Below are 22,269 nucleotides of genomic sequence, written 5' to 3'. Positions count from 1 at the left end.
AGCGCCGGAACGGCGGGGCGGCAATCGGGTGGTTTCAATCGCGCGCAAAATGTCGGAAAACCCCGGCAGGATCAACGACAAACCCGCCAACCCGCCGATGTTCGCCGACCTGCCCCTGCCCGACCCGGACAAGCCCGTGCTGATCGCCGGGCCGACCGCCAGCGGCAAGTCCGCGCTGGCCCTGGCCATCGCCGAGGCGCAGGGCCGCACCGTGGTGAACGCCGACGCGTTGCAGGTGCACGATGCCTGGCGCGTCCTGTCGGCGCGCCCCTCGGCCCGCGACGAGGCCCGCGTGCCGCATCGGCTGTATGGGCATGTGCCCAGGGGCGCCGACTATTCGGTGGGCCACTGGCTGCGCGAGGTGGCGCCGTTTCTGCCCGCAAATCCGGTGATCGTGGGCGGAACCGGGCTTTACCTGACCGCCCTGACCGAGGGGCTGGCCGAGATTCCGCCAACCCCGCCCGCGATCCGCGCCGAGGCCGATGCGATCCTGCGCGACCGGGGGATCGGCGCGCTGCTGGCCGATCTGGACCCCTCGACCTTGCAGCGGATCGACCGCCGGAACCCGGCCCGCGTGCAACGCGCCTGGGAGGTCCTGCGCGCCACTGGCCGGGGCCTGGCAGACTGGCAGGCCGAAACCGGCACGCCGGCGCTGCCGCTGGCGCATGCCACCGCCTGGGTGCTGCGGCCCGACAAGGACTGGCTCAACGACCGAATCGCCCGCCGCTTTGCGCAGATGCTGGACCAGGGCGCCCTGGACGAAGCCCGCGCCGCCCTGCCCCACTGGCCCGCCGACGGCGGCCAGCCGGCGTCGGCGCTGTGGACAAAAGCCATCGGCGCACCCGAACTGACCGCCCATCTCAAGGGCCACATCTCGTTGCCAGAGGCCGTCGATGCCGCAACATTGGCCACGCGCCAGTTCGCGAAGCGTCAACGCAGCTGGTTTCGCAACCGCATGACGGGCTGGATCCACAGGGTTATCCCCTGACTTGTCCAGAGTCACCGTTTTGCAACGCCTGCCGCGGGGTGTTCACGGGCGCGTGTGATTCTCCTTGGGTTGCACGGGGCGCGGCCCCTAGGGTTGTCGCACGCCGCTGCCACGGACCGATGATGACCATCATTCCCGATACCCCGTCGTCCCTGAGACTGACGCCCATCTCACGATTGGCCGCGGCCGGCCGCTGGCGTGTCGAGGCCATGCGCGCCCTGCGCGAGCCGGTCCTGTTGTGGTTCACCCAGGGACAGGGGCGCATCACCGTCGCCGGATCGACCCGCGGCTATGGGCCCAACAACGCGGTCTTCATTCCGCCGGGCACGATGTATGGGTTCGAGATGGCGGCGCGGGTGCAGGGAAGCTCGGTCTTCTTCGGGCGCAACCACGGGCTCGACCTGCCGCGAACGCCGCATTTCCTGCGCCCGCGCGATCCGATCTCGCAAAAGGAACTGGTGGCGATCCTCGAGGCCATCCAGCGCGAACTGGAAAGCGCGCGCTCGGGGTCGCAAAAGGCCGCCCAGCACCATCTGGGGCTGCTGGGCGTCTGGATGGACCGCCAGCTGGAACGCGAGCGCGCGCTGGAAACGATGCCCCAGCGCCCGGCCGCCGCGCAGCAACTGGTGGCGCGCTATTCGTCGCTTCTGGAGCGCGATTTCCGCTCGAACCGGGCGGTGGCCGATTACGCCGAGGCCCTGGGCGTCACGCCGACCCACCTGACCCGGGTGTGCCGCGCCTCGTGCGGCAAGAGCGCGCATCAACTGCTGGACGACCGGCTGCATTTCGAGGCCCGCCGCCTGCTGACCGAGACGCGGATGCCGATCAAGCACGTCGCCGAGATGCTCGGCTTCAACTCGCCGGGCTATTTCACCCGCGCCTTCCAGAAGAACGCGGGCATGACGCCCAGCGCGTTCCGCAAGAAGCCCGCGGGGCCGGTGGTGCCCCGGGCCTGACCGCGCGCCGGTGTCGCGCGCGGGGGCGCCGCCCCCGCACCCCCGGCGTATTTTCGACAAGATGATCGGGCCGGATCAGGCGCCGGGCGGCGTCCAGGCCCTGGGCGCGCGCAGATAGGCCTCGACCGAATCGAGGGTTTCGGCGTCGAAATCGCCGCGCGCGCGGGCCTCGGCCAGGACGTCCCACCAGGTGCAGAGGTAGTGCAGGCTGACCCCGTGGTCGCCCAGCCGGGTCACGGTTTCCGGGTAGATGTCATAGTAGAAGATCACCGCGGTATGGGCGCAGCTGGCGCCGGTCTCGCGGATCGCATCGACGAAGCTCAGCTTGGAGCCGCCGTCGGTGGTCATGTCCTCGACCAGAAGGACGCGCTGACCTTCGGTCATCACCCCCTCGATCCGGGCGTTGCGACCGTAGCCCTTGGGCTTCTTGCGCACATAGGTCATCGGCAGCGCCAGGCGTTCAGCGATCAGCGCGGCGAAGGGGATGCCCGCGGTCTCGCCGCCGGCGATGTTGTCGAAGGCCTCGAATCCGGCGGCGGCCATCACCTTGGCGGCCAGGAAATCCATCAGCGTGGCGCGGATGCGCGGGAAACTGATGAGCTTGCGGCAATCCACATAGGTCGGCGCCTTGTTGCCCGAGGCGTGGGTGAAGGGCTCGCGCGCGTTGAAATGCACCGCGCCGACGTCCAGAAGCATCCGGGCGGTCAGTCGGGCCATCTGGGCCGGGTCGATATGCGGCGTCGGGATCATCGGGGGCTCCTGCGGGTGGGGACGGGCCGCACTTAGCGCCAAAGCGGCGGGCTGGCAATCGGCGGCACGGAATTCGCGCCCCTTCCCGTGGCTGGAAGGCTTGACAGCCCCGGTCGCCAGGGGTTTCGTCGCCAGACAAGCAGGAGGCCCCGATGAGCGACACCTTCACCCTTTCGGTTCCCGACATGAGCTGCGGGCATTGCCGCGCCTCGATCACCGCCGCGCTCGAACCTCTGGGCGGGGCCGCGGTCTTTGACATGGACAGCCGCCAGGTGACCGTCAGCGGCCCGCTGGAGCCGGCCGCCGCGATCGCGGCGCTGGACCGCATCGGTTTCCCGGCCGCCCCGGCCCCGGCCTGAGCGCGTGTTCCGGGCGCTGATCCTGGCCCGGCGGCTGGCCGGGCAGCTCTGGCTCAGGGTCGCGATGTTCGCGCTGCTGGCGATCCTGGTGGTCGCCGGCGCGCATCTGGCCGCGCCGCTGGTGCCCGAGGCGCTGGGCGGCCGTTTCGGCGCCCAGGCCGTGGTGCCGGTGCTGAGCATCCTGGCGTCGTCCATGCTGGCGGTCTCGACCTTTTCGCTGGGCACCATGGTGTCCGTGCATCGGGGCGCGGCGGGCACGGCGACGCCCCGGGTCCTGCAACTGATGATCGCGGACGGCACCACGCAGACGGTTCTGGCGGTGTTCATCGGCGCCTTTGTCTATGCGCTGACCGCGCTGATCCTGTTCCACGCCGGCTTTGACGGGGGCGCGCCCCTGGTTCTGGGGGTCACGCTGCTGGTGGTGGCGGGCGTCGTCGTCGCGCTGATCCGCTGGATCGACCACCTGACGACGCTGGGCACGCTGGGCGACGCGCTGTCCCGGGCCGAGGCGCAGGCCTCGGCCTCGTTGCGGCACTTGCGCCGCCAGCCGGCCCTGGGCGCCAGTCCGATGACCGCCACAACGGTGATCGCCGAGGGCGCGCGCGACCTGCCCGCGCCGGTGTCGGGGGTGATCCAGGCGATCGACGTGGCCGGCCTGGCGGCCTGTTCGCAAGGGCCGGTCTGGGTGCTGAACCGTCCGGGCGAGGTGGTGCTGAAGGGGGCCCCCATCGCGCGCGTCGGCGGCGTGGCCGATGACGCCGCGCTGGCGCGCTGCTTCGTCATCGGCAAGCGGCGCAGTTACGAACAAGACCCGGGCCTGGGTCTGACCGTGCTGTCCGAGATCGCCTCGCGCGCGCTGTCGCCCGCGGTGAACGATCCCGGCACGGCGATCGAGGTGATCGGCACGCTGGTGCGCCTGCTCTGGGACTGGGGCCGGGTCGAACCGGACGACGGCCTGAGCCAGCCGCGCGTGTTCGTGCCGGCCCTGGCGGCCGCCGATCTGGTCGAAGCGGGCTTTGCGCCCATCGCGCGCGACGGGGCGGCCATGATCGAGGTGGTGCGCCCGCTGCTGGCGGCGCTGACGGCGTTGACGCGAAGCCCCGACGCCGAACTGGCCGAGGCCGCGGCCGCGCTGGCCGTCCGGGCGCGCGCCCATGCCGAGGCGGCGCTGCGGCTCGCGGACGAACGCGCGCTGCTCGACGCCTGAGGTCAGGCGAACAGCGCCTCAAGGCGCGCGGCCTCGTCGGCCAGCCCCCAGGGCGGGTTCACGACGAACAGGCCCGATCCGACCATGCGATGCCCCGGACGGGCGGGCGGAAAGCGGACCTCGTGGCGCAGCGCGCCGGGGTGGGCAGCGTCCAGCGCCGCCAGCATGGCATCGTGGCGCGCATCCGTCAGGATCGGATACCACAGTGCGATCACCCCCACGTTCCATTTGCGCGCGACCTGGCCGATGAACCGGGGCATTCCCTCGTAGTCGGCGGCGGTTTCGAAACTGGGGTCGATCAGCAACAGGCCGCGCCGGGGCGTCGGCGGGGTCAGTTCCTGCATCTTGGCAAAGCCGTCGGCCTGGTGCACGCGCACCGCAAAGGGCAGCATCGCCTGCACGAGGGCGGCGTGTTCCCGGGGGTGGCGTTCCGCCAGGTGCACGCTGTCAGTGTCACGCAACAGCATCGCCGCGATCAGCGCCGATCCGGCATAGGCCGAGGGGCCATGCGCAGCCCGCACCCGTGCCAGCACCCGCGCATAGGGATGGTCGGGCGCGATGCGTTCCACCAGCCGGCCGATGCCCTGCGCGGCCTCGCCGGTCTTCACGGCCTCGGGCGCGGACAGGTCGTAAAGCCCCCGCCCCGCGTGGCTTTCCAGATAGGTAAGCGGCTTGTCCTTGGCGGTCAGGTAGTCCAGCGTCCAGGCCAGAAGCGCGTGCTTGTGCACATCCGCGAGGTTCCCGGCGTGATAAAGGTGCTGATAGGACAGCATTCAGCGACAGCGGCGCAGGCGGATGACGACATCGACGCGCGACACCTCGCAACCCTCGGGGGCCTGCGGCAGGCGCAGGATCTTCAGGTCCTCGGCCGGAGCATCGGTCAGCGCCTGGCTGTCCTCCCAGAAGAAATGCGGGTGATCGTCGGTGCGGGTGTCGAAATAGCTGCGCGTCGCATCGACGGTGATCTCGGCCAGAAGCCCGGCCTCGCAGAATGCCCTGAGCGTGTTGTAGACCGTCGCCTGCGACACGCCCGCGCCGCGCGCACGGGCGGCGGCGAACAGGCTCTCGGCGGTGACATGGCGGTTCTCGCCGTCGCCGACCAGCAACGCGGCCAGCGCCTGGCGCTGGCGCGTCGGGCGCAGGCCCGCAAGACCGAGCCAGCGCGCGGCGCGTTCCTGGGCCTGAGGACCCGGCGGGGCAAAATCATGCGTCATGGCCCTGTCTTAAGCCGCGCGGGCGCCGGATTCAATGCCCCTGCCCCGCCCTGCCCCCCCGCGTCGCCGTCCGGACCACCCTTCGCCTTGTCAGGGCGGAAACAAGGGTGCTAGACGGGGAAAACCCTGCCAACGAGGATCGACGAATGCCGCAATACCCGACCCGGTTCGACAAGGACGCCCTGCTGGCCTGCGCCCGAGGCGAACTGTTCGGCCCCGGCAATGCGCAATTGCCCGCCCCGCCGATGCTGATGATGGACCGGATCACCGATATTTCGGGGGACGGCGGGCTGCATGGCAAGGGCCATGTCGTGGCCGAATTCGACATCACCCCGTCGCTGTGGTTCTTCGACTGTCACTTTCCCGGCAACCCGATCATGCCGGGGTGCCTGGGCCTGGACGGCCTGTGGCAGTTGACCGGCTTCAATCTGGGCTGGCGCGGCTGGCTTGGACGCGGCTATGCCCTGGGCGTGGGCGAGGTCAAGCTGACCGGCATGGTGCGCCCCGACCGCAAGATGCTGACCTACAAGGTCGATTTCACCAAGGCCATCCAGACCCGCCGGCTGACCATGGGCGTGGCCGACGGCATCGTCGAGGCCGACGGCGAGGTGATCTATGTCGTCAAGGACATGAAGGTCGCGCTTTCGGAAAGCTGACCGGCGCCCGATCCCCCCGCGGCGGGGCCCGGTCAGCGCGGCCGGCGTCAATTCGGGCGCGGGGTCGCCGGGGCCATGGGCAGCGCGGCGAATATGCGGTAGCATTTTCCCAGCAGGGTGAGTAAACCCCTGACGCAAACCAACAGGGAGTCCCCATGCGCCGCGTCGTCATCACCGGGATCGGCATCATCTCACCCATCGGCAACTCCGCCGCCGAGGTCGAGGCCAGTTTGCGCGCCGGGCGCTCGGGCATCGTCTTTGCGCCGGACTATGCTGAACACGGGTTCCGCAGCCAGGTCCAGGGCGCGCCGCAGATCGTTCTGGAAGACCACATCGACAAGCGCGACCTGCGCTTCATGGGGCCTGGCGCGGCCTACAACTTTCTGTCCATGCAGCAGGCCATCGCCGATGCCGGCCTGTCGGAAAGCGACGTCTCGAACGAACGCACGGGGCTGGTCATGGGCTCGGGCGGGCCGTCCACCTCGAACCTGTTCGTCGCGCACAAGACGGTGATCGAAAAGGGCGCACCCAAGCGGATGGGCCCGTTCATGGTGACGCGCTGCATGTCGTCCACGAACTCGGCGTGCCTGGCGACGCCGTTCAAGATCAAGGGCGTGAACTATTCGATCACCTCGGCCTGCTCGACCAGCGCGCATTGTATCGGCAACGGAACCGAACTGATCCAGATGGGCAAGCAGGACATCGTCTTTGCCGGCGGCGGCGAGGAACTGGACTGGACGCTGAGCTGCCTGTTCGACGCGATGGGCGCCATGTCGTCCAAATACAACGATACCCCCACCAGCGCCTCGCGCCCCTTCGACGCCACCCGCGACGGCTTCGTCATCGCCGGCGGCGGCGGGGTCGTGGTGCTTGAGGAACTGGAACACGCGAAGGCCCGCGGCGCAAGGATCTATGCCGAGGTCACAGGCTACGGCGCCACCTCGGACGGGCACGACATGGTGGCCCCCTCGGGCGAGGGTGGCGAGCGGTCGATGAAGCTGGCGCTCTCGACGCTGCCGCGAGACCGCACGATCACTTACATCAACGCGCACGGCACCTCGACACCGGCGGGCGACGTGACCGAGGTGCAGGCGATCCGCCGCGTCTTTGGCGACGGCCAGGTGCCGCCCATCGCCTCGACCAAGTCGATGACCGGGCATTCCCTGGGCGCGACCGGCGTGCACGAGGCGATCTATTCGCTGATCATGATGCAAGGCGGGTTCATCGCGCCCTCGATCAACGTGACCGATCTGGACCCCGCGGTGAAGCCCGAAGAAATCGCCACCACCCTGCGCGAGGGCGTCGATCACGATTCGATCCTGTCGAACAGCTTTGGCTTCGGGGGCACCAACGCCACGCTGGTGATGTCGAAACTCAGGGAGTGACGGCCATGGCCGATCTGATGAAGGGCAAGCGCGGGCTGGTGATGGGCGTGGCGAATGAACGCTCCATCGCCTGGGGGATCGCCAGCGCGCTGGCGGCCGAGGGCGCGGACCTGGCCTTCAGCTATCAGGGCGAGGCCTTTGGCAAGCGCGTCGAACCGCTGGCGGCCTCGGTCGGGTCGGATTTCCTGGTCGATGTCGATGTCACCGACGACGCCTCGCTCGATGCGGCCTTTGCCCGGATCCAGGACCACTGGGGCACCATCGATTTCCTGATCCACGCCATCGCCTATTCGGACAAGACCGAATTGACCGGCCGGTTCATCAACACGTCGCGCGGGAATTTCAAGCACTCGCTCGACATCTCGTGTTTCTCGCTGATCGACGTGTCGCGCCGCGCGGCCGAACTGATGCCCGACGGCGGATCGATCGTTACGCTGACCTATGGCGGCTCGAACCGGGTGACGCCCTATTACAACGTCATGGGCGTGGCCAAGGCCGCGCTCGAAGCCTCGGTGCGGTATCTGGCGAACGATCTGGGACCGCAGGCGATCCGCGTGAACGCAATCTCGCCGGGGCCGATGAAGACGCTGGCAGGGGCGGCCATCGGCGGCGCGCGCAAGACCTTCCGCCATACCGAGGCGAATGCGCCCCTGCGCCACAACGCGACGCTGGAAAGCGTCGGCGGGGCGGCGGTGTTCCTGTGCTCGGGCTATGGCGCCTGCACCACCGGCGACATCCTCATGGTCGATTCCGGCTATCACGTGCTGGGGATGCCCCAGCCCGACAACCTGTGACAGCGGGCCGGGGGCAGCGCGCGGCGACGCCCCCGGCCGCGCCGCCCGCCGGCACCGCGCCCCTGCCGCCGCGCTTTCTGGTGCGCCGCCTGTTGGCCTTTGCCCTCGACCATACGCTGGCGGTGATCCTGGTGGGGCTGGCCACCCTGCCCTTTGTCGACCAGGGCCTGCGCCTGCCACAACCGCTGCTGCATCTGCGCACCGTCACCTGCAACGATCTGGCGCAGCCGCCCGACGGGGTGCTCGACCACCCCGAGACCGCCCAGTTCACCGTGCTGCGCCTGTGCGAAAGTCGCCTCTACGGCCTGCCCAACGGGCGCGAGATCGTTGCCGTCTACAGCCACACCGACGCCGACACCGCGCGGCGCCTGACCCGGATGGTGCGCGTGCCGGTGGACCCTGCGCTGCGCCCCCGCCGCGTCCCCGACCTGTCGGCGGCGATCGTGTTCGTGGTGATGGGCGCGCTCGGCGCCGGGTTGACCGCGCGCGCAAGCCGCAGCGCCGGCATGGCGCTGCTGGGCCTCAGGCTGACCGGCCCGGGCCACCCGATCCGCCGCGAGGTGCTGCGGCTGGGGCCCCTGACCCTGCTGGCGCTGGCCTCGGCGCTGAACCCGGTTCCGGTGCTGCTGTGGCCCTTTGCCGCGGTGGTGGGCGCGGTCGCGGCCACGGTCGCGCTGCTGTTGGGCTATTACGTCTGGCCGCTCTGGCGCTGGCGCGGGCAAATGCCCTGGGACCGCTGGTCCGGACACACCCTGACGGCAAGCTGAAGACCCGCGTCGCCCCGCCCCCTTGCACCCGCCAACCCCATGCCTAGACTGGCCAAAACCCAGGAGAGAGGCCCATGATCCCAGGCTCTGGCAACCGCCGCCGCTTTCGCGACCTCAGCGAACAGGAAATCCTCGCGCTCGCCATTTCCTCGGAAGAAGACGACGCGCGCATCTACCGCACCTATGCCGAGCGCCTGCGCGCCGACTACCCCGCCTCGGCCGCCGTCTTCGACGGCATGGCCGAGGAAGAGGACCGCCACCGCCAACGCCTGATCGACATCCACCGCAAACGCTTTGGCGAGGTGATCCCGCTGTTGCGGCGCGAACATGTGGCCGGGTTCTACGCGCGCAAACCCGTCTGGCTGCTACAGACCATGACGCTGGACCAGATCCGCGGCGAGGCCGAGGCGATGGAACGCCAGGCCGCCAGCTTCTACGAGGTCGCCGCCCAGCGCACCACCGACGCGGCCACCCGCAAACTGCTGGGCGACCTCGCCGCGGCCGAGGCCGCGCACGAAAACTCGGCCCAACGGCTCGAGGACCAGCACCTTGGCGACGACGCCCGCACCGCCGAGGATGATGCGGCGAAACGCCAGTTCCTGCTGACCTGGGTCCAGCCGGGACTGGCCGGGCTGATGGATGGCTCGGTCTCGACCCTTGCACCGATCTTCGCCACCGCCTTTGCAACCGAGAACACGCACACCACCTTCCTGGTCGGCCTGGCCGCGTCGGTCGGTGCCGGCATCTCGATGGGCTTCACCGAGGCCGCCTCGGACGACGGCCAGCTGTCCGGCCGGGGCTCGCCCCTCAAACGCGGGATCGCGGCCGGGGTGATGACGGCGGTCGGTGGCCTTGGCCACGCGCTACCGTATCTCATCCCGCATTTCTGGACCGCGACCGGGATCGCGATGATCGTCGTCTTCATCGAACTCTGGGCCATCGCCTGGATCCAGAACAAGTTCATGGACACACCCTTCCTGCGCGCCACGCTGCAGGTGGTGCTGGGCGGCGCGCTGGTGTTCGCGGCGGGTGCGATCATCGGCGGCGGCTGAAACAGAAAGGGGGCCTTGCCCCCTCTTCGCGTGCCGCGAATTCACCCCCAGGATATTTGAAGCACAAAGAAGGCCAAGGTTAACAAGCGGTAAACCGCGCCCCATCATCTTGTCGAAAATACGCACGGGGATTTTCAAGGGGGGCGTGCCCCCCTTGAAGCGGGGGGTGCGGGGGGCGGCAGCCCCCCGCCGCTACCGGGCCGCCCTCGCCTGACGTCGCAACAGGAAGCCCGCGATCGTCACCGCCACCGCCACGATCCCGATGATGATCGTCGCCAGCGCGTTCACGTCCGGGCTGACCCCCAATCGCACCTTGGAGAAGATGACCATCGGCAGCGTCGAGGCCCCCGGCCCCGACACAAAGCTCGCCACCACCAGGTCGTCCAGCGACAACGTGAAAGCCAGAAGCCACCCCGACACCAGGGCCGGCGCGATCACCGGCAGGGTAATGTCGAAAAACACCCGCACCGGACCCGCGCCAAGGTCTCGCGCGGCTTCCTCCAGGCTCTCGTCCATGTCCCGCAGGCGCGATTGCGCGATCACCGCGACATAGGCCGCGCAAAAGGTCGCGTGGGCGATGACCACGGTGGTCAGCCCGCGCCCCGCCGGCCAGCCCAGCACCATCTCCATCGACACAAAGAGCAACAGCAACGACAGGCCGGTGATGACCTCGGGCATGACCAGGGGCGCGGTGATCATACCGGTCAGCAACAGCTTGCCGCGAAACACCTCGAACCGGGTCAGCACAAAGGCGGCGAGCGTTCCAAGCACCGTCGCCAGCGTGGCGCTGATCGTGCCGACCTTGAGGCTGACCCAGGCTGCCGCCAGCATCTGCCCGTCGTCCAGCAATGCGCCATACCACTGCGTCGAGAACCCGCCCCAGACCGTCACCAACCGGCTTTCGTTGAACGAGAACACCACCAGGGACACGATCGGCGCGTAGAGAAAGGCAAAGCCCAGAACGGTGACGATGGGCAGGAACCATCCGCGTTTCATCAGCCCTGCTCCTCTTGCCGGTTCTGCACCGATTGCAGCCACATGATCGGGATCACCACCAGGATCAGCATGACGATGGCCACCGCCGACGCGACCGGCCAGTCGCGCGACGAGAAGAACTCGTCCCACATCACCCGTCCGATCATCAGCGTGTCGGGACCGCCCAGCAGCGCCGGGATGACGTATTCCCCGATCGCCGGAATGAAGACCAGCATCGAACCCGCGACGACCCCCGGGAACGACAGCGGCAGGGTCACGGTGAAAAAGGTCACCGCCGGCGAGGCGCCGAGGTCGCTGGCAGCCTCGAGCAGCGCGTCGTCCAGTTTGACCAGCGTCGCATAGAGCGGCAGGATCATGAACGGCAGATAGGCATAGACGATGCCCACATAGACCGCGAAATCGGTCTGCATCATCACCAGCGGCTCGTCGATGAGGCCCAGCGACAGCAGCACGTTGTTGATGACCCCGTTGCCCCTGAGGAACCCGATCCACGCATAGACCCGCAGCAGGAACGAGGTCCAGAACGGCAGGATCACCAGCAGCAGCAGCACCGAGCGGCGCGGTTCGGGCGAGCGGGCGATGTAATAGGCGATCGGATAGCCCACCAGCAACGCCAGCACCGTCGAGATCGCGGCGATCTTGATCGACGACAGATAGGCGTTGCGATAAAGCGCGTCTCCCAGAATCCAGCTGTAGTTCTGGAACCCCGCCAGGATCTCAAGCGATCCATCCGGCGCGCGATCCCACAGTGGCGTATAGGGCGGCCGCGCGATGATCGTCTCGGACAGCGAGATGCGCCCCAGCACCACGAAGGGGATCAGGAAGAACAGCACGAACCATACCAGCGGCACGGCGATCACCAGCCAGCGGCGCGGCAGCGCCAGGTCTTGGGTTACCTCGTCGGCCAGCAGGAACCCGCCAAGAACCACCGTCAACGCGACCAGGTTGCCGCGCACGCCGTCGATCCCGGGCAGCAGCCCCAGCGCCCAGGCCCCCCAGAAGACCGCGCACAGCCCCAGCGCCACGCGGCGCACCAGCGGCCAGGCGCTGGTCGCGGCCGCGACGGGCGGGGGTTCGATGGGGGCGGACCGGCTCATTCGGTCAGCACCCGGAAATCCGCGGGCTCGAAACTGACCGAGACCTGCTCGTCCCAGGTGATGGGGTTGTCGCGTCGCCCCTCGTTGGCCTGCGTCACGCGCACCAGCCGGCCATTATCCAGCCGCACCACATACGAGGACATGTGCCCGACATAGCCCATGTCACGCACCTCGCCGCGCACGGAATTGACGGCGTCGGCCGGCCTTTCGCGCGTCAGCCAGACGCGTTCGGGCCGCATCGCCAGCCAGACGGTCTGGCCCTGTTTCAGACCGGCGCGCGGCGGCACCACGACAGGACCCAGATCCACCGTTTCGACATGCATGAGATCGGGCGCGGCAGGACCGACCTGCCCCTCGAACAAATTGACCGAGCCGATGAAATCCGCGACGAAGCGCGAATTCGGCGTCTCGTAGATCTCGCGCGGCTCGCCGATCTGGGCGATGACGCCCTCGGTCATGACGCCGATGCGGGTGGCGAGGGTCATCGCCTCGTCCTGGTCATGGGTCACGACGATGAAGGTCACGCCCAGCGTTTCCTGGATGTTGACCAGCTCGAACTGGGTTTCCTCGCGCAGTTTCTTGTCCAGCGCACCCAGCGGTTCGTCGAGCAGCAAGAGCTTGGGTTGCTTGATGAGCGAGCGCGCCAGAGCCACCCGCTGGCGCTGCCCGCCGGACAGTTGGTGCGGCTTGCGCTTTGCGAATTTCTCCAGCTTCACCAGCGCCAGCATCTCGGCCACGCGGGCGTAGGCCTCGGCCTTGGACTTGCCCTCGCGCAGCAGGCCGTAGGCGACGTTCTTTTCCACGCTCATGTGCGGAAACAGCGCATAGGACTGGAACATCATGTTCGTGGGCCGCTTGTCGGCGGGCACGCCGGCCATGTCCTGTCCGTCGATCAGGATCTGGCCCTCGGTCGGGGTCTCGAACCCGGCCAGCATCCGCAGCAAGGTGGACTTGCCGCAGCCCGACCCCCCCAGCAGGCAGAACAGCTCGCCCCGGTAGATATCCAGCGAGACGTCGTTCACGGCGGTGAAATTGCCGAACCGCTTGGTGATGTTCCGGATCGAGATGAAGGGCTTGGCGTCAGGATCGCGCCAGGGGCGGGTGTTCGCGGCAATGGACGGGTTGCTGGGCATCAAAGGGCCTCCGCCGGGGTGAGACACCCCGCCCGCGCCGGAACGCGGGCGGGGATCAGATTACTGGCCAGTGCGCAGGCGCGTCCACAGCCGCGTCACCAGGCGGTCGGTGCGGCTGTCGTGCGGTTGCAGCGTCCAGAAATTGGCGCGGGCCGAGGCCGAGGGGTAGATCGCCGGATTGTCCAGCACCTCGGCGTCGATCAGGGCCGTCGAGGCGGCGTTGGCGTTGGCGTATTGCACATAGTTCGTGTTGTTCGCCGCGACCTGGGCATCCATCATGTAATTGATGAAGGCGTGCGCCTGCTCGGGGTGCGGCGCATCGGCGGGGATCGCCATCATGTCGAACCACAGATTCGCGCCCTCGTCGGGGATCGCATAACCGACCTGCACGCCGTTACCGGCCTCGTCGGCGCGCGCCGCCGCCTGCAACACATCGCCCGACCAACCAATGGCCAGGCAGACTTCGCCGTTCGCCAGGTCCGAGATATATTGCGACGAGTGGAAATAGCGCACGAAGGGGCGCACCTGCTCCAGCATCGCGACCGCCGCTTCCAGGTCGGCGGGATCGGTGGACAACGGGTCCTTGCCCAGATAGCGCAGGGCGGCGGGCAGGATCTCGGTGTGGTCGTCCAGCATGGCGATGCCGCAATCGGCAAACTGGCTGGCGAGTTCGGGATTGAACACGATGTCCCAGCTGTGCGGCGTATAGTCGTCGCCCAGGCGCTGGTGCACCGCATCGACGTTATACCCGATGCCCGTCGTGCCCCACATGTAGATGACCGCATACTGGTTGCCGGGATCGAAGGCCTCTGCCAGATGCATCAGTTGCGGGTCCATGTTGCCCCAGTTGGGCAGCAGGTCACGGTTCAGCGGCTGATAGACGCCCGCGGCGATCTGGCGTTGCAGATAGTTGCCGGTCGGCACCACCACGTCGAATCCCGACGAGCCGGCCAGCATCCGCGCCTCGAGCGTGTCGTTCGAATCGTAGACGTCATAGTTGGTCTCGATCCCGGTGGTGGCGGTGAAATTCGCCAACGTGTCCTCGGCAATATAGTCCGACCAGTTGTAGACGTTCACGACGTTCTGCGCCTGCGCAAACCCGGCCGAGGCGGCGAGCGCGGCAATCGCGGTGGTGGTCAGCAGTTTGGGCATCCGTATCACTCTCCGTTGGGTCCCTTGCGGGGTTTGGGGCGCGGACTCTGAAGGTCCTTGCCAAGACTGTGCGAGAACATGATCAAAATCACAAGGCAGATTTCACCCGCAATAATGGGCCCGGATCGCACCGGGTCGAGAGCAGACAGTCGGACGTTATCGCCCCGCCAGAGCGGCGGCAAGCATCTCGCGTCTGAGCCGGACACCGGTTTGCGTTTCGTCCAGATCGACGTCAGCCATGCCCAGAATTTCACCCTGCGCCACGTCGCGTTTCAGCCGCACGCGATGCGCCAGACCGATCGGCAGGCTGGCGCGCCGGGCCGACAGCGCGGCGGGGCAGGCGCGGCCCCAAACCGTCCAGCCGCCCTCGCCATCCAGCATCTCGCCGGCCTTGAGCGCGCGTTTCGCCACCGCGACCGCGTCGCCTTGCCAGGCGCGGCTGTGGCCCGTCGCCTCGCCCCTGAGCGCGGCGGACAGCACGCTGATCGACAGCTCCATCCCGATCAGATGGAACGGTTTGTGCATCGCCGCGTATTGCCCCGTCGAATCGGTCGGCAGGCCGTATTGGCGAAAACAGCCGGCGGCATAGTCGGTCTGCGCCTTCAGCACCACATAGACCCCCCAGCGCAGATCCCGGAACACCGGCCGCCCGTCGCGTTCGAGCGAACTGACGACCTCGACCATGCCGTCATGATCCAGGTGCCCGCCCACGGCGCGGGGACGCAGCACATGCGCCAGATCGTCCACCCCGCAAGGCGGAAAGGCCAGCCCGTCTGCCGGCACGTCCAGCCCGCAGGCGTTGGCGATCGCGGCCATCTCGATCGCGGATTTGGTCCCGTCGAGAAAGCTGTTGAACATCTGCGGGTTCATGCCGGCGGTCCGGGCCTCATCGGGCGTCAGGCCGTAATGGGGCCAGACCCCGTCGGGCGTGACCTGGTGATAGGCGGGCAGGTATTTCGTCCCCTTCCCCGCCGCCGCCACCTGGAACCCGGTCGCGCGCGCCCAGTCCACCAGTTCGCTGACCAGCGCCGGCTGATCGCCATAGGCCATGGAATAGACCAGCCCCGCCGACCGCGCCTGCGCCGCCAGAACCGGACCGGCCAGAACGTCGGCCTCGACATTGACCATCACCACATGCTTGCCCGCGTCGAGCGCGGCGCGCGCGTGGTTGAGCCCCGCCTCGGGCACGCCGGTGGCCTCGATCACCACATCGACGGGTGCGCGCGCGGCATCGAGACCGTCCTCGACAAAGACCGTGGCGGCGATGCGCTCGGCGCTCCATCCGGTGGCGCGGCACGCGGCGCGGGCCCGCGCCGGGTCGAGATCGGCGATATGCGTCACGCTGAGCCCGGCGATATGCGGCGCCTGGGCCAGGAACATCGAGCCGAACTTGCCCGCGCCGATCAATGCGACACGGACCGGCCGGCCCTGATCGGCACGCGCGCGCGCCAGTTGCGACAGGTTCATGGGGCACTCCTTTCGAAACGCACGCGCCACAGCAGAAGCAGCGCGGCCAGGCTCAGGGCCGAGGGCACGGCGAACACCATGCCCGGCAGGTCCAGGATCGCGCCCGCGCCAGTGAACAGCGCGAAGACGCGGGTGTAGATCAGTGGCGCGGCGATCATCCCGAACGCATGAAGCGAGGCCAGCGCGCCCTGCAACTCGCCTTGCTGGCTGGGGGCGACGCGGTCGGTCATCTCGGCCCTGAGAGCCGGCATGACCAGCCCCGACAGCGTCGATACCGGCACCATCGCCAGCGCCAGCACGCCGTTCGATATCCAGACCAGCACCGCAAAGGACAGCGCCGCCGCGACCAACCCCAGCGCGATCGTGCCGCCCCGGCCAAGCGCGCGCAGCGCCGGGCGGATCAGCACGCCCTGCACCAGCGCGAACCCCACACCGTAAAGCGCCAGCGACAGCCCCACCTGCCCCGGCGTCCAGTCAAAGCGGGCGATGGCGTAATAGGCCCAGATCACCGGATAGACGGTAAAGGCGAATTCATAGGCGGTGTAGATCACCAGGAACCGCCCCAGCCCCGGCAGGCGGCCAATGGCGCGAAACGTGCCAAAGGGATTGGCGCGGCGCCATTCGAAGGGTCGGCGGTGCCGGGGCGCCAGGGTCTCGCGCACCACCAGCAGACCGAACAGCAGGTTGGCCCCGGCGATCACGGCGGCGGCGACAAAGGGCGCGCGAATGCCGTATTGCGCCAGCATCCCCCCCAGCGCCGGCCCCAGCACGAAGCCGATGCCATAGGCCGCGCCGATCAGGCCGAAGCGTTGCGCGCGTTGTTGCGGGCTGGAAATGTCGGCCAGATAGGCCGAGGCCGTGCCAAAGGTCGAGGACGCGGCCCCCGTCACCAGCCGCCCGGCAAGGATCAGCCAGACCGAGGCGGCCAGCGCCAGAACGATGTAATCCCCGGTCAGCACCGCCAGCGACCCCAGCAAGACGGGTTTGCGCCCGAAGCGGTCGCTGAGATTGCCGATCACCGGACCGCAGAGGAATTGCATCACCGCGAAGCCCCCGGTCAGCACCCCACCCCAAAGCGCCGCGCGGGCCAGATCGCCGCCGGTGACGCTGCGCAAGAGATCGGGCATGACCGGCATGATGAGGCCGTAGCCGATCGCATCCAGCGCCAGCGTGGCCAGGATAAACAGCACGGCGAGGCGTTGCGAGGACGGTTGAACTGTCACTTGTCGAACGTCAGACATAGTATCTGACCCCAGTTTTCGGCGCCTGAATCGCACTTTTTCAACAATGACCGATGTCGCGCAGAAACGACGTCAGGCACTCGGCATAGGCCTGGGGCTGATCCACGCAGGCCAGGTGCCCCGCGTCGCGGATCAGCGCAAAGCGCGAGCCCGGCACAAGTTCGGTCGTTTCCCGCACCAGGTCGGGCGGGGTCGAGCCGTCGGCGCTGCCCGCGATCCCCAGCACCGGCAGTCGCAACCCCGAGGTCGGCGTGTAGAAATCCGTCCCCGAAATCGCCGCGCAACATCCCAGGTATCCGTCCAGCGTCGTGCGCGTGACCATATTGCGCCAGGCGCGGGCCTCGGGTGTGGCGCGAAAGGCGGGGGCGAACCAGCGTTCCATCGTGGCATCGGCCACGGATTCGATCCCGCCGGCGCCGATCTGCGCGATGCGGTCCTGCCAGATCGCTGCCGTGCCGATCTTTGCGGCGGTGTTCGACAAAACCAGCCCGCGCACCAGATCCAGCCGCTTGACCGCCAGCCCCTGGGCGATCATGCCGCCGATCGACAAGCCGACGATCACCGCGTCCGTGATCCGCAGGTGGTCCATCAACCGCTCGGCATCGCGCACCAGCGCCCCCATCGCATAGGGCGCGGGCGGCGCATCGCTCAAGCCGTGGCCACGCAGCGAGAACCTGAGAATGCGCAATCCCCGCGGCAACAGCGGCACCAGCTTGTCCCACAGCCGCAGATCGGTCCCCAGCGCGTGGATCAGCACCAGCGGCGATCCTTCGGGGTCGCCATCAAGCTGATACTGCAGCCTGAGGTCGCCCAGATCCGCCATACGCATGTCATCCTCCGTCCTCGGACCCCGGCGCAGTCTCGACGGTTTTCCGGGGAACGGCAAGCGACCTTGATTCCCGGCCCGCAAGTTGCGATCTGACAGGCTGGAGGTGCCCGATGACCCAACCCAATCCCGTGATGGAATTCCTGCTTACACGCCGATCCAAGCCGGCCAACGCGCTGAAGGCGCCAGCGCCCGACGGCGCGGCGCTGGACCAGTTGCTGACCGCGGCGCTGCGTGTGCCCGACCACGGTGCGCTGGAACCCTGGCGCCTGCTTCTGATCGAGGACCCGGCGCGGCCGCGCCTGGCCGAACTGCTGCGCACCCGGGGCCCCGCCCTGGGAATCGCACCCGAAAAGATCGAGAAATCCGCCCGACGCTGGGAAAACGCGCCCCGCATCGTCGCGGTCGTGGCCTCGCCCAAACCCTCGGACAAGGCCCCCGAACTGGAGCAGATCCTGTCTGCCGGCGCGGTCTGCGTCAGTCTGGTGAACGCGGCCCTGGCCAGCGGCTGGGGCGCGGCCTGGATCACCGGGTGGGAGGCCTTTGACCGCGCGTTCCTGGAAACCGGCCTGGGACTGGAAGCCCACGAACAGATCGCCGGCTTCATCCATCTGGGCACGTGCGAGACCCCGGCGGTCGAACGCTCCCGCCCGGCACTCGAACATCGGGTCGGCCGGATCGCGCAATGATCGTCGGCGCATTCCTTTCGGCGCTGGCCCAGTTCGACGACCCGCGTTTCCGCCGGGCTGTCTGGCTGGGTCTGGCGCTGGCCGTGGCGCTGCTGTTCGCGATGTATGCGGCCGTTCTGCTGGTGGTGCAGTGGGTCACCCCTGACACGCTGACCCTGCCCTGGATCGGCGCGGTCAACGGATTGTCGGCGCTGGTCTCGGTCGCCTCGATCGCGGTCATGCTGATCTTGTCGGTGTTCCTGATGGTCCCGGTCGCCTCGGCCTTTACCGGGTTGTTCCTGGACGACGTGGCCGACGCAGTCGAGGCCCGCCACTACCCGGGCCTCAGCCCCGCGCCCCGCGCGGCCTTCTGGCCCGCGTTGCTGGATTCGATCCGCTACTTTGGCCTGCTGGTGCTGCTGAACCTGCTGGGGATGCTGCTGTTCGTCTTTTCCGGCGGGTTGGGCATGATCTGCCTGTGGCTGATCAACGGCTTTCTGCTGTCGCGCGAATATTTCACCATGGTTGCGCTGCGCCGCCTGTCCCCGGCCGAGGCATCGGCCCTGCGGCGCGACAGGTTTTTCACCCTGTGGGGGGCCGGGATCGTGATGGCGATCCCGCTCAGCGTGCCCTTGGTGAACCTGGCGATGCCGGTGATCGGCGCGGCCGCCTTTACCCACCTGTTTCACCGTGTGAACGGGCGTTAGCGCCCGTTCATCCAGTGGTTCATGAAGTCCATCTCATTCACCGTGATGACACCGGACAGGATGATGCCGACGATGATCGCGTAGATCACGGTCGCCGCGATCGTGGTGATGATGACGCGCTTGCCGATCTGCGGATCCGCGGGCGCCGAGCGCGGCGTGCCGGGCACGACCTCGCCCACATCCTCTTGCGTCTTCAGGCGGATCGGCAGCACCACCAGCAGCGTCAGGAACCACAGAAAGGCATAGAGAACGAAGCCGGAAACGGGCGAGATCATCAGACTTGCTCCAATTCGATCAGACAGCCATTGAAATCCTTGGGATGCAGGAACAACACCGGCTTGCCATGCGCGCCGATCCTGGGCTCGCCGCTGCCCAGAACCCGCGCGCCCCGGGATTTCAGGGTGTCGCGCGCCGCCAGGATATCGTCCACTTCAAAGCACATGTGGTGAATCCCGCCCGCGGGGTTCTTGTCCAGGAACCCCCGGATCGGGCTGTCCGCGCCCAGGGGATACAGCAGTTCGACCTTGGTGTTGGGCAAGGTGATGAAAACCACCGTGACGCCGTGGTCGGGCTCGTCTTGCGGCGTGCCGACCTCGGCGCCCAGCGTGTCGCGGTATTGCGCGACGGCGGCCTGAAGGTCCGGCACGGCGATGGCAACGTGATTGAGGCGTCCGATCATGGCATGTCCTGTTGCTGCGTCGCGGCCTGAATAGACCAGCCCCCGGTCGATTCCAAGCGGCGCAAGGTCGCGGCGGGTTTAACCGGGCGTTAGTCAACGGCTGTCAGGCTGGCGGCAGACAAGGAGTCGCTGCCATGCCCCATCGTTCCCAACCGCCGCTGCCCACCCGCGCGGTCGCCGGGCCGTCGGCCCTCGCGCCGCTCATGGCCGAGGCCATCGCCCCGCGCACCCTGCTGCTGGTCGAAGACAGCCGTTTCGCCGCCGAGGCCGTGCGCCTGCTCTGCCGCCGGGTGGGAATCCGGCTGCGCCGCGCCGACTCGCTGGCCAGCGCGGCGCTGCATCTCAAGGTGTATCGCCCCGACATCGCGCTGATCGACCTGGGCCTGCCCGATGGATCGGGGCTGGACCTCATCGCGGCGCTGGAGCGCAGTTCCATGCGCCCCCACCGGCTGGTCGCCGTCAGCGGCGACACCCGGATGGAGGACGCCGCCCTGGACGCCGGCGCGGACGCCTTCTTGCTGAAACCGATCAGCCTGGCGCGGCACCTCGCCGCCCTGACCGGGGCGCGCGTGGTCCCCCCTTCGATGATCCGGGCGCCCGAGGCGACGCGCGACGACGAGGCCGGGCGCGAGGCCCCCGGCGACCCGCTTGCGCTGCGCGACGATCTGCGCCTGGTGCGCGATCTGCTGAACGGCCCACCGGACCGTGATCGCCTGCGCTACGCCGGGCAGCTCCTGGCGTCGATCGGGCGGGCGATGCGGGACTCGCGGCTGGCCGAAGCGGCGCAGACCGCGGCCGACTCTGGCGATCGCCCGTCGCTGATCGCGCTGACCGACCGGCCCTTGCACAAGGGCGCGCTCCTGTGACGGCACCGGCACGCCAAAGGCACCACACCGCCGACCGCGCGGTGCAAGTCGGTCGGAGACGCGCGGATCGGTTTATGTCAGGCATTCCAGATCGACCACCCGTCAGGGGTGCGGCGCCATCTCTGCACGAAGAAAACGAGGCTGGCGAGCGGGGACATCAATCGCGATGAAACCCGATGATAGTATGATATATCAACGTTTTGTGCAGTATTCTTGAACGCGGAACGAACGCCGGAACCGGCACCATCTGGTGCGGCGCGTGTGCTTCGGCTCCGGTCAATACTGACAGGATGGCCACGCGGCAACGGGACCCGGCCGGCGGACTCGATCAGCGCGGGGCGCGGCACCGGGCCAAAGACAGCGGGGGCGCATGTCTGCCTGACAATAAAAGGTCAGATAAATTCGGGCTGCACACCCTCGGCCGGCGGGGGGTGCAGGGCCTGCACGCCAGCCTGGTTGCTCAGGTCCTCCCATTCTGTTCGATAGCCCGCGTCCATGTCGCCCAGACGCCGTGCCAACCAATCCGGAAGGTCGCCCTGGTAGCCGGTTCTCACCCGGCCGGCGTGTCCGAAACGGTCGGCGAAAACGCCGACCAGGCGGCTCAACGTGCCGGCGCTGACCGGGCCGGTCCGCGTCAGGTAGCGGTCCAGCCTCAGCCGTGCCTCGGCGCCCAGATCGGCGGCGGCCAGGTCCAGCAGGCCGGCCGTCGGAAGGGAGGCGCCAGCGGGCATCATGCCCCCCAGAACTCGCGGCCAGACGCGCGGCAGGTCCTCGTGCCGCCAGGCCACCAGGCGGGCACCGGGCAGACGCGCGCGGATCGCCTGAACCAGCGCGGTCCAGGGCAGCGTCTCGTCCGACAGGGCGGGCATCAGATGGGCAGCCTCGGGGACCCCGTCGGCGGACAGAAGCGCGGGCACCAGATCCGACGGGCGGCGCACCGCCAGCAGCAACGTCAGCCGGGTGCGCGGAAACAAGGCCCGCAATCCGTCCAGGCGCGCGTCCAGACCGCGCCGGCAAAACCCCTCGGGGCAGAGCACATCGGCGCGCGGCAGCAACGCGTCGGGCGCACTGACGACCATGCGGCGACGCGCGCCCGAGGCCCCCTGCCCGCGCAGAAAGGCCTCTTCGCGCGCCAGCGCGTCGGCACCGGACCCGGTATCGCGCGCCCGCGCCAGGTCCGCGACGAAACCGTCGGGGTCGGGAACGGCGACGCCCGCGCCCTCAAACGCGCGCTGGTTGTGTCGGATCCAGGCGGCGATCCTTCCCTCGTCGGTCCCGGGGGCGCCGATATGAAGGATCAGGTCCACCC

24 protein-coding genes and 1 pseudogene are annotated in these 22,269 nt (G+C 68.5%); 12 read left to right on the top strand and 13 right to left on the bottom strand.

Going from position 1 to position 22,269, the window contains the following annotated elements; genetic code table 11:
* The first annotated feature begins 49 nt into the window (after nt 1-49).
* Complete coding sequence (gene miaA / locus H6900_10275) at nt 50-988, top strand: tRNA (adenosine(37)-N6)-dimethylallyltransferase MiaA (GenBank protein ID MCC0073660.1); 939 nt, start codon at nt 50-52, stop codon at nt 986-988.
* Between the two features lie 122 nt (nt 989-1,110).
* On the top strand, nt 1,111-1,944 hold the full coding sequence (locus H6900_10270; GenBank protein ID MCC0073659.1) for an AraC family transcriptional regulator: 834 nt from the start codon (nt 1,111-1,113) through the stop codon (nt 1,942-1,944).
* A 75-nt stretch (nt 1,945-2,019) separates the two neighbouring features.
* Here the strand turns inward: H6900_10270 and H6900_10265 are convergent, their stop codons facing one another.
* Nucleotides 2,020-2,694, bottom strand: a complete 675-nt coding sequence (locus H6900_10265) for an orotate phosphoribosyltransferase (GenBank protein MCC0073658.1) — start codon at nt 2,692-2,694, stop codon at nt 2,020-2,022.
* A 152-nt stretch (nt 2,695-2,846) separates the two neighbouring features.
* Between H6900_10265 and H6900_10260 the strand changes: the two genes are divergently transcribed.
* Both H6900_10260 and H6900_10255 read left to right on the top strand, forming a co-directional pair.
* Nucleotides 2,847-3,053, top strand: coding sequence for a heavy-metal-associated domain-containing protein (locus H6900_10260; GenBank protein ID MCC0073657.1), 207 nt, complete (start codon nt 2,847-2,849; stop codon nt 3,051-3,053).
* Nucleotides 3,054-3,057: 4 nt separating this feature from the next.
* On the top strand, nt 3,058-4,260 hold the full coding sequence (locus H6900_10255; protein MCC0073656.1) for a DUF2254 domain-containing protein: 1,203 nt from the start codon (nt 3,058-3,060) through the stop codon (nt 4,258-4,260).
* Nucleotides 4,261-4,262: 2 nt separating this feature from the next.
* On the opposite strand, the gene H6900_10250 is transcribed toward H6900_10255, so the two are convergent.
* Together H6900_10250 and H6900_10245 are read right to left on the bottom strand one after the other, a co-directional pair.
* Nucleotides 4,263-5,033, bottom strand: a complete 771-nt coding sequence (locus H6900_10250) for a 23S rRNA (adenine(2030)-N(6))-methyltransferase RlmJ (GenBank protein MCC0073655.1) — start codon at nt 5,031-5,033, stop codon at nt 4,263-4,265.
* The gene (locus tag H6900_10245) at nt 5,034-5,474 is read right to left on the bottom strand and encodes a transcriptional repressor (protein MCC0073654.1); all 441 of its coding nucleotides are present in this window, start codon (nt 5,472-5,474) and stop codon (nt 5,034-5,036) included.
* Between the two features lie 146 nt (nt 5,475-5,620).
* Between H6900_10245 and fabA the strand changes: the two genes are divergently transcribed.
* The 5 genes from fabA to H6900_10220 all read left to right on the top strand — a co-directional run bounded on the left by fabA (nt 5,621) and on the right by H6900_10220 (nt 10,128).
* Nucleotides 5,621-6,130: a bifunctional 3-hydroxydecanoyl-ACP dehydratase/trans-2-decenoyl-ACP isomerase gene (gene fabA, locus H6900_10240; GenBank protein ID MCC0073653.1), complete on the top strand. Its 510-nt coding sequence runs from the start codon at nt 5,621-5,623 to the stop codon at nt 6,128-6,130.
* 155 nt (nt 6,131-6,285) lie between these two features.
* Nucleotides 6,286-7,515, top strand: coding sequence for a beta-ketoacyl-ACP synthase I (fabB, locus tag H6900_10235; GenBank protein MCC0073652.1), 1,230 nt, complete (start codon nt 6,286-6,288; stop codon nt 7,513-7,515).
* 5 nt (nt 7,516-7,520) lie between these two features.
* Nucleotides 7,521-8,309, top strand: a complete 789-nt coding sequence (locus H6900_10230; GenBank protein ID MCC0073651.1) for an SDR family oxidoreductase — start codon at nt 7,521-7,523, stop codon at nt 8,307-8,309.
* Nucleotides 8,306-9,076 carry a hypothetical protein gene (locus tag H6900_10225; GenBank protein MCC0073650.1) on the top strand — a complete coding sequence of 257 codons (771 nt, stop codon included), beginning with the start codon at nt 8,306-8,308 and terminating at the stop codon, nt 9,074-9,076. The genes H6900_10230 and H6900_10225 overlap by 4 nt, the downstream gene beginning before the upstream one ends.
* A 74-nt stretch (nt 9,077-9,150) precedes the next feature.
* Complete coding sequence (locus H6900_10220; GenBank protein MCC0073649.1) at nt 9,151-10,128, top strand: rubrerythrin family protein; 978 nt, start codon at nt 9,151-9,153, stop codon at nt 10,126-10,128.
* A gap of 192 nt (nt 10,129-10,320) precedes the next feature.
* Here H6900_10220 and H6900_10215 read toward each other — a convergent pair whose 3' ends face one another.
* The 7 genes from H6900_10215 to pcaD all read right to left on the bottom strand — a co-directional run bounded on the left by H6900_10215 (nt 10,321) and on the right by pcaD (nt 18,043).
* The gene (locus tag H6900_10215) at nt 10,321-11,124 is read right to left on the bottom strand and encodes an ABC transporter permease subunit (protein ID MCC0073648.1); all 804 of its coding nucleotides are present in this window, start codon (nt 11,122-11,124) and stop codon (nt 10,321-10,323) included.
* Nucleotides 11,124-12,221 (bottom strand): ABC transporter permease subunit, encoded by a 1,098-nt coding sequence (locus tag H6900_10210; GenBank protein MCC0073647.1) that lies wholly within the window; start codon nt 12,219-12,221, stop codon nt 11,124-11,126. The genes H6900_10215 and H6900_10210 overlap by 1 nt, the downstream gene beginning before the upstream one ends.
* Nucleotides 12,218-13,354, bottom strand: a complete 1,137-nt coding sequence (locus H6900_10205; GenBank protein ID MCC0073646.1) for an ABC transporter ATP-binding protein — start codon at nt 13,352-13,354, stop codon at nt 12,218-12,220. The genes H6900_10210 and H6900_10205 overlap by 4 nt, the downstream gene beginning before the upstream one ends.
* 60 nt (nt 13,355-13,414) lie before the next feature.
* Nucleotides 13,415-14,506 carry a polyamine ABC transporter substrate-binding protein gene (locus H6900_10200; GenBank protein ID MCC0073645.1) on the bottom strand — a complete coding sequence of 364 codons (1,092 nt, stop codon included), beginning with the start codon at nt 14,504-14,506 and terminating at the stop codon, nt 13,415-13,417.
* A 156-nt stretch (nt 14,507-14,662) separates the two neighbouring features.
* The gene (locus H6900_10195; protein ID MCC0073644.1) at nt 14,663-15,973 is read right to left on the bottom strand and encodes a Gfo/Idh/MocA family oxidoreductase; all 1,311 of its coding nucleotides are present in this window, start codon (nt 15,971-15,973) and stop codon (nt 14,663-14,665) included.
* Nucleotides 15,970-17,214 (bottom strand): TCR/Tet family MFS transporter, encoded by a 1,245-nt coding sequence (locus H6900_10190; GenBank protein MCC0073643.1) that lies wholly within the window; start codon nt 17,212-17,214, stop codon nt 15,970-15,972. Before H6900_10190 ends, H6900_10195 begins: the two co-directional genes overlap by 4 nt.
* Before the next feature lie 40 nt (nt 17,215-17,254).
* Nucleotides 17,255-18,043, bottom strand: coding sequence for a 3-oxoadipate enol-lactonase (gene pcaD, locus H6900_10185; GenBank protein ID MCC0073642.1), 789 nt, complete (start codon nt 18,041-18,043; stop codon nt 17,255-17,257).
* Between the two features lie 110 nt (nt 18,044-18,153).
* On the opposite strand from pcaD, the gene H6900_10180 reads away from it, so the two are divergent.
* Together H6900_10180 and H6900_10175 are read left to right on the top strand one after the other, a co-directional pair.
* Nucleotides 18,154-18,729: a nitroreductase gene (locus tag H6900_10180; GenBank protein MCC0073641.1), complete on the top strand. Its 576-nt coding sequence runs from the start codon at nt 18,154-18,156 to the stop codon at nt 18,727-18,729.
* Nucleotides 18,726-19,415: an EI24 domain-containing protein gene (locus tag H6900_10175; GenBank protein MCC0073640.1), complete on the top strand. Its 690-nt coding sequence runs from the start codon at nt 18,726-18,728 to the stop codon at nt 19,413-19,415. The genes H6900_10180 and H6900_10175 overlap by 4 nt, the downstream gene beginning before the upstream one ends.
* Here the strand turns inward: H6900_10175 and H6900_10170 are convergent.
* A complete protein-coding gene (locus tag H6900_10170) occupies nt 19,412-19,687 on the bottom strand; it encodes a DUF1467 family protein (protein ID MCC0073639.1) in 276 nt (91 codons plus the stop codon). The two genes, H6900_10175 and H6900_10170, sit on opposite strands and share 4 nt — an antisense overlap.
* A 2-nt stretch (nt 19,688-19,689) precedes the next feature.
* On the bottom strand, nt 19,690-20,094 hold the full coding sequence (mce, locus tag H6900_10165) for a methylmalonyl-CoA epimerase (protein ID MCC0073638.1): 405 nt from the start codon (nt 20,092-20,094) through the stop codon (nt 19,690-19,692).
* A 134-nt stretch (nt 20,095-20,228) separates the two neighbouring features.
* Between mce and H6900_10160 the strand changes: the two are divergent.
* Nucleotides 20,229-20,648, top strand: a pseudogene (locus tag H6900_10160) (response regulator).
* Between the two features lie 704 nt (nt 20,649-21,352).
* Here the strand turns inward: H6900_10160 and H6900_10155 are convergent.
* On the bottom strand, nt 21,353-22,267 hold the full coding sequence (locus H6900_10155) for a hypothetical protein (GenBank protein ID MCC0073637.1): 915 nt from the start codon (nt 22,265-22,267) through the stop codon (nt 21,353-21,355).
* Nucleotides 22,268-22,269: the final 2 nt, after the last annotated feature.

It is taken from the genome of Rhodobacter sp., from assembly GCA_020637515.1.
GTDB lineage: Bacteria > Pseudomonadota > Alphaproteobacteria > Rhodobacterales > Rhodobacteraceae > Pararhodobacter.
The sequence above is the reverse complement of the archived record's forward strand: the minus strand, read 5'-3'. Positions and strand labels throughout refer to the sequence as shown.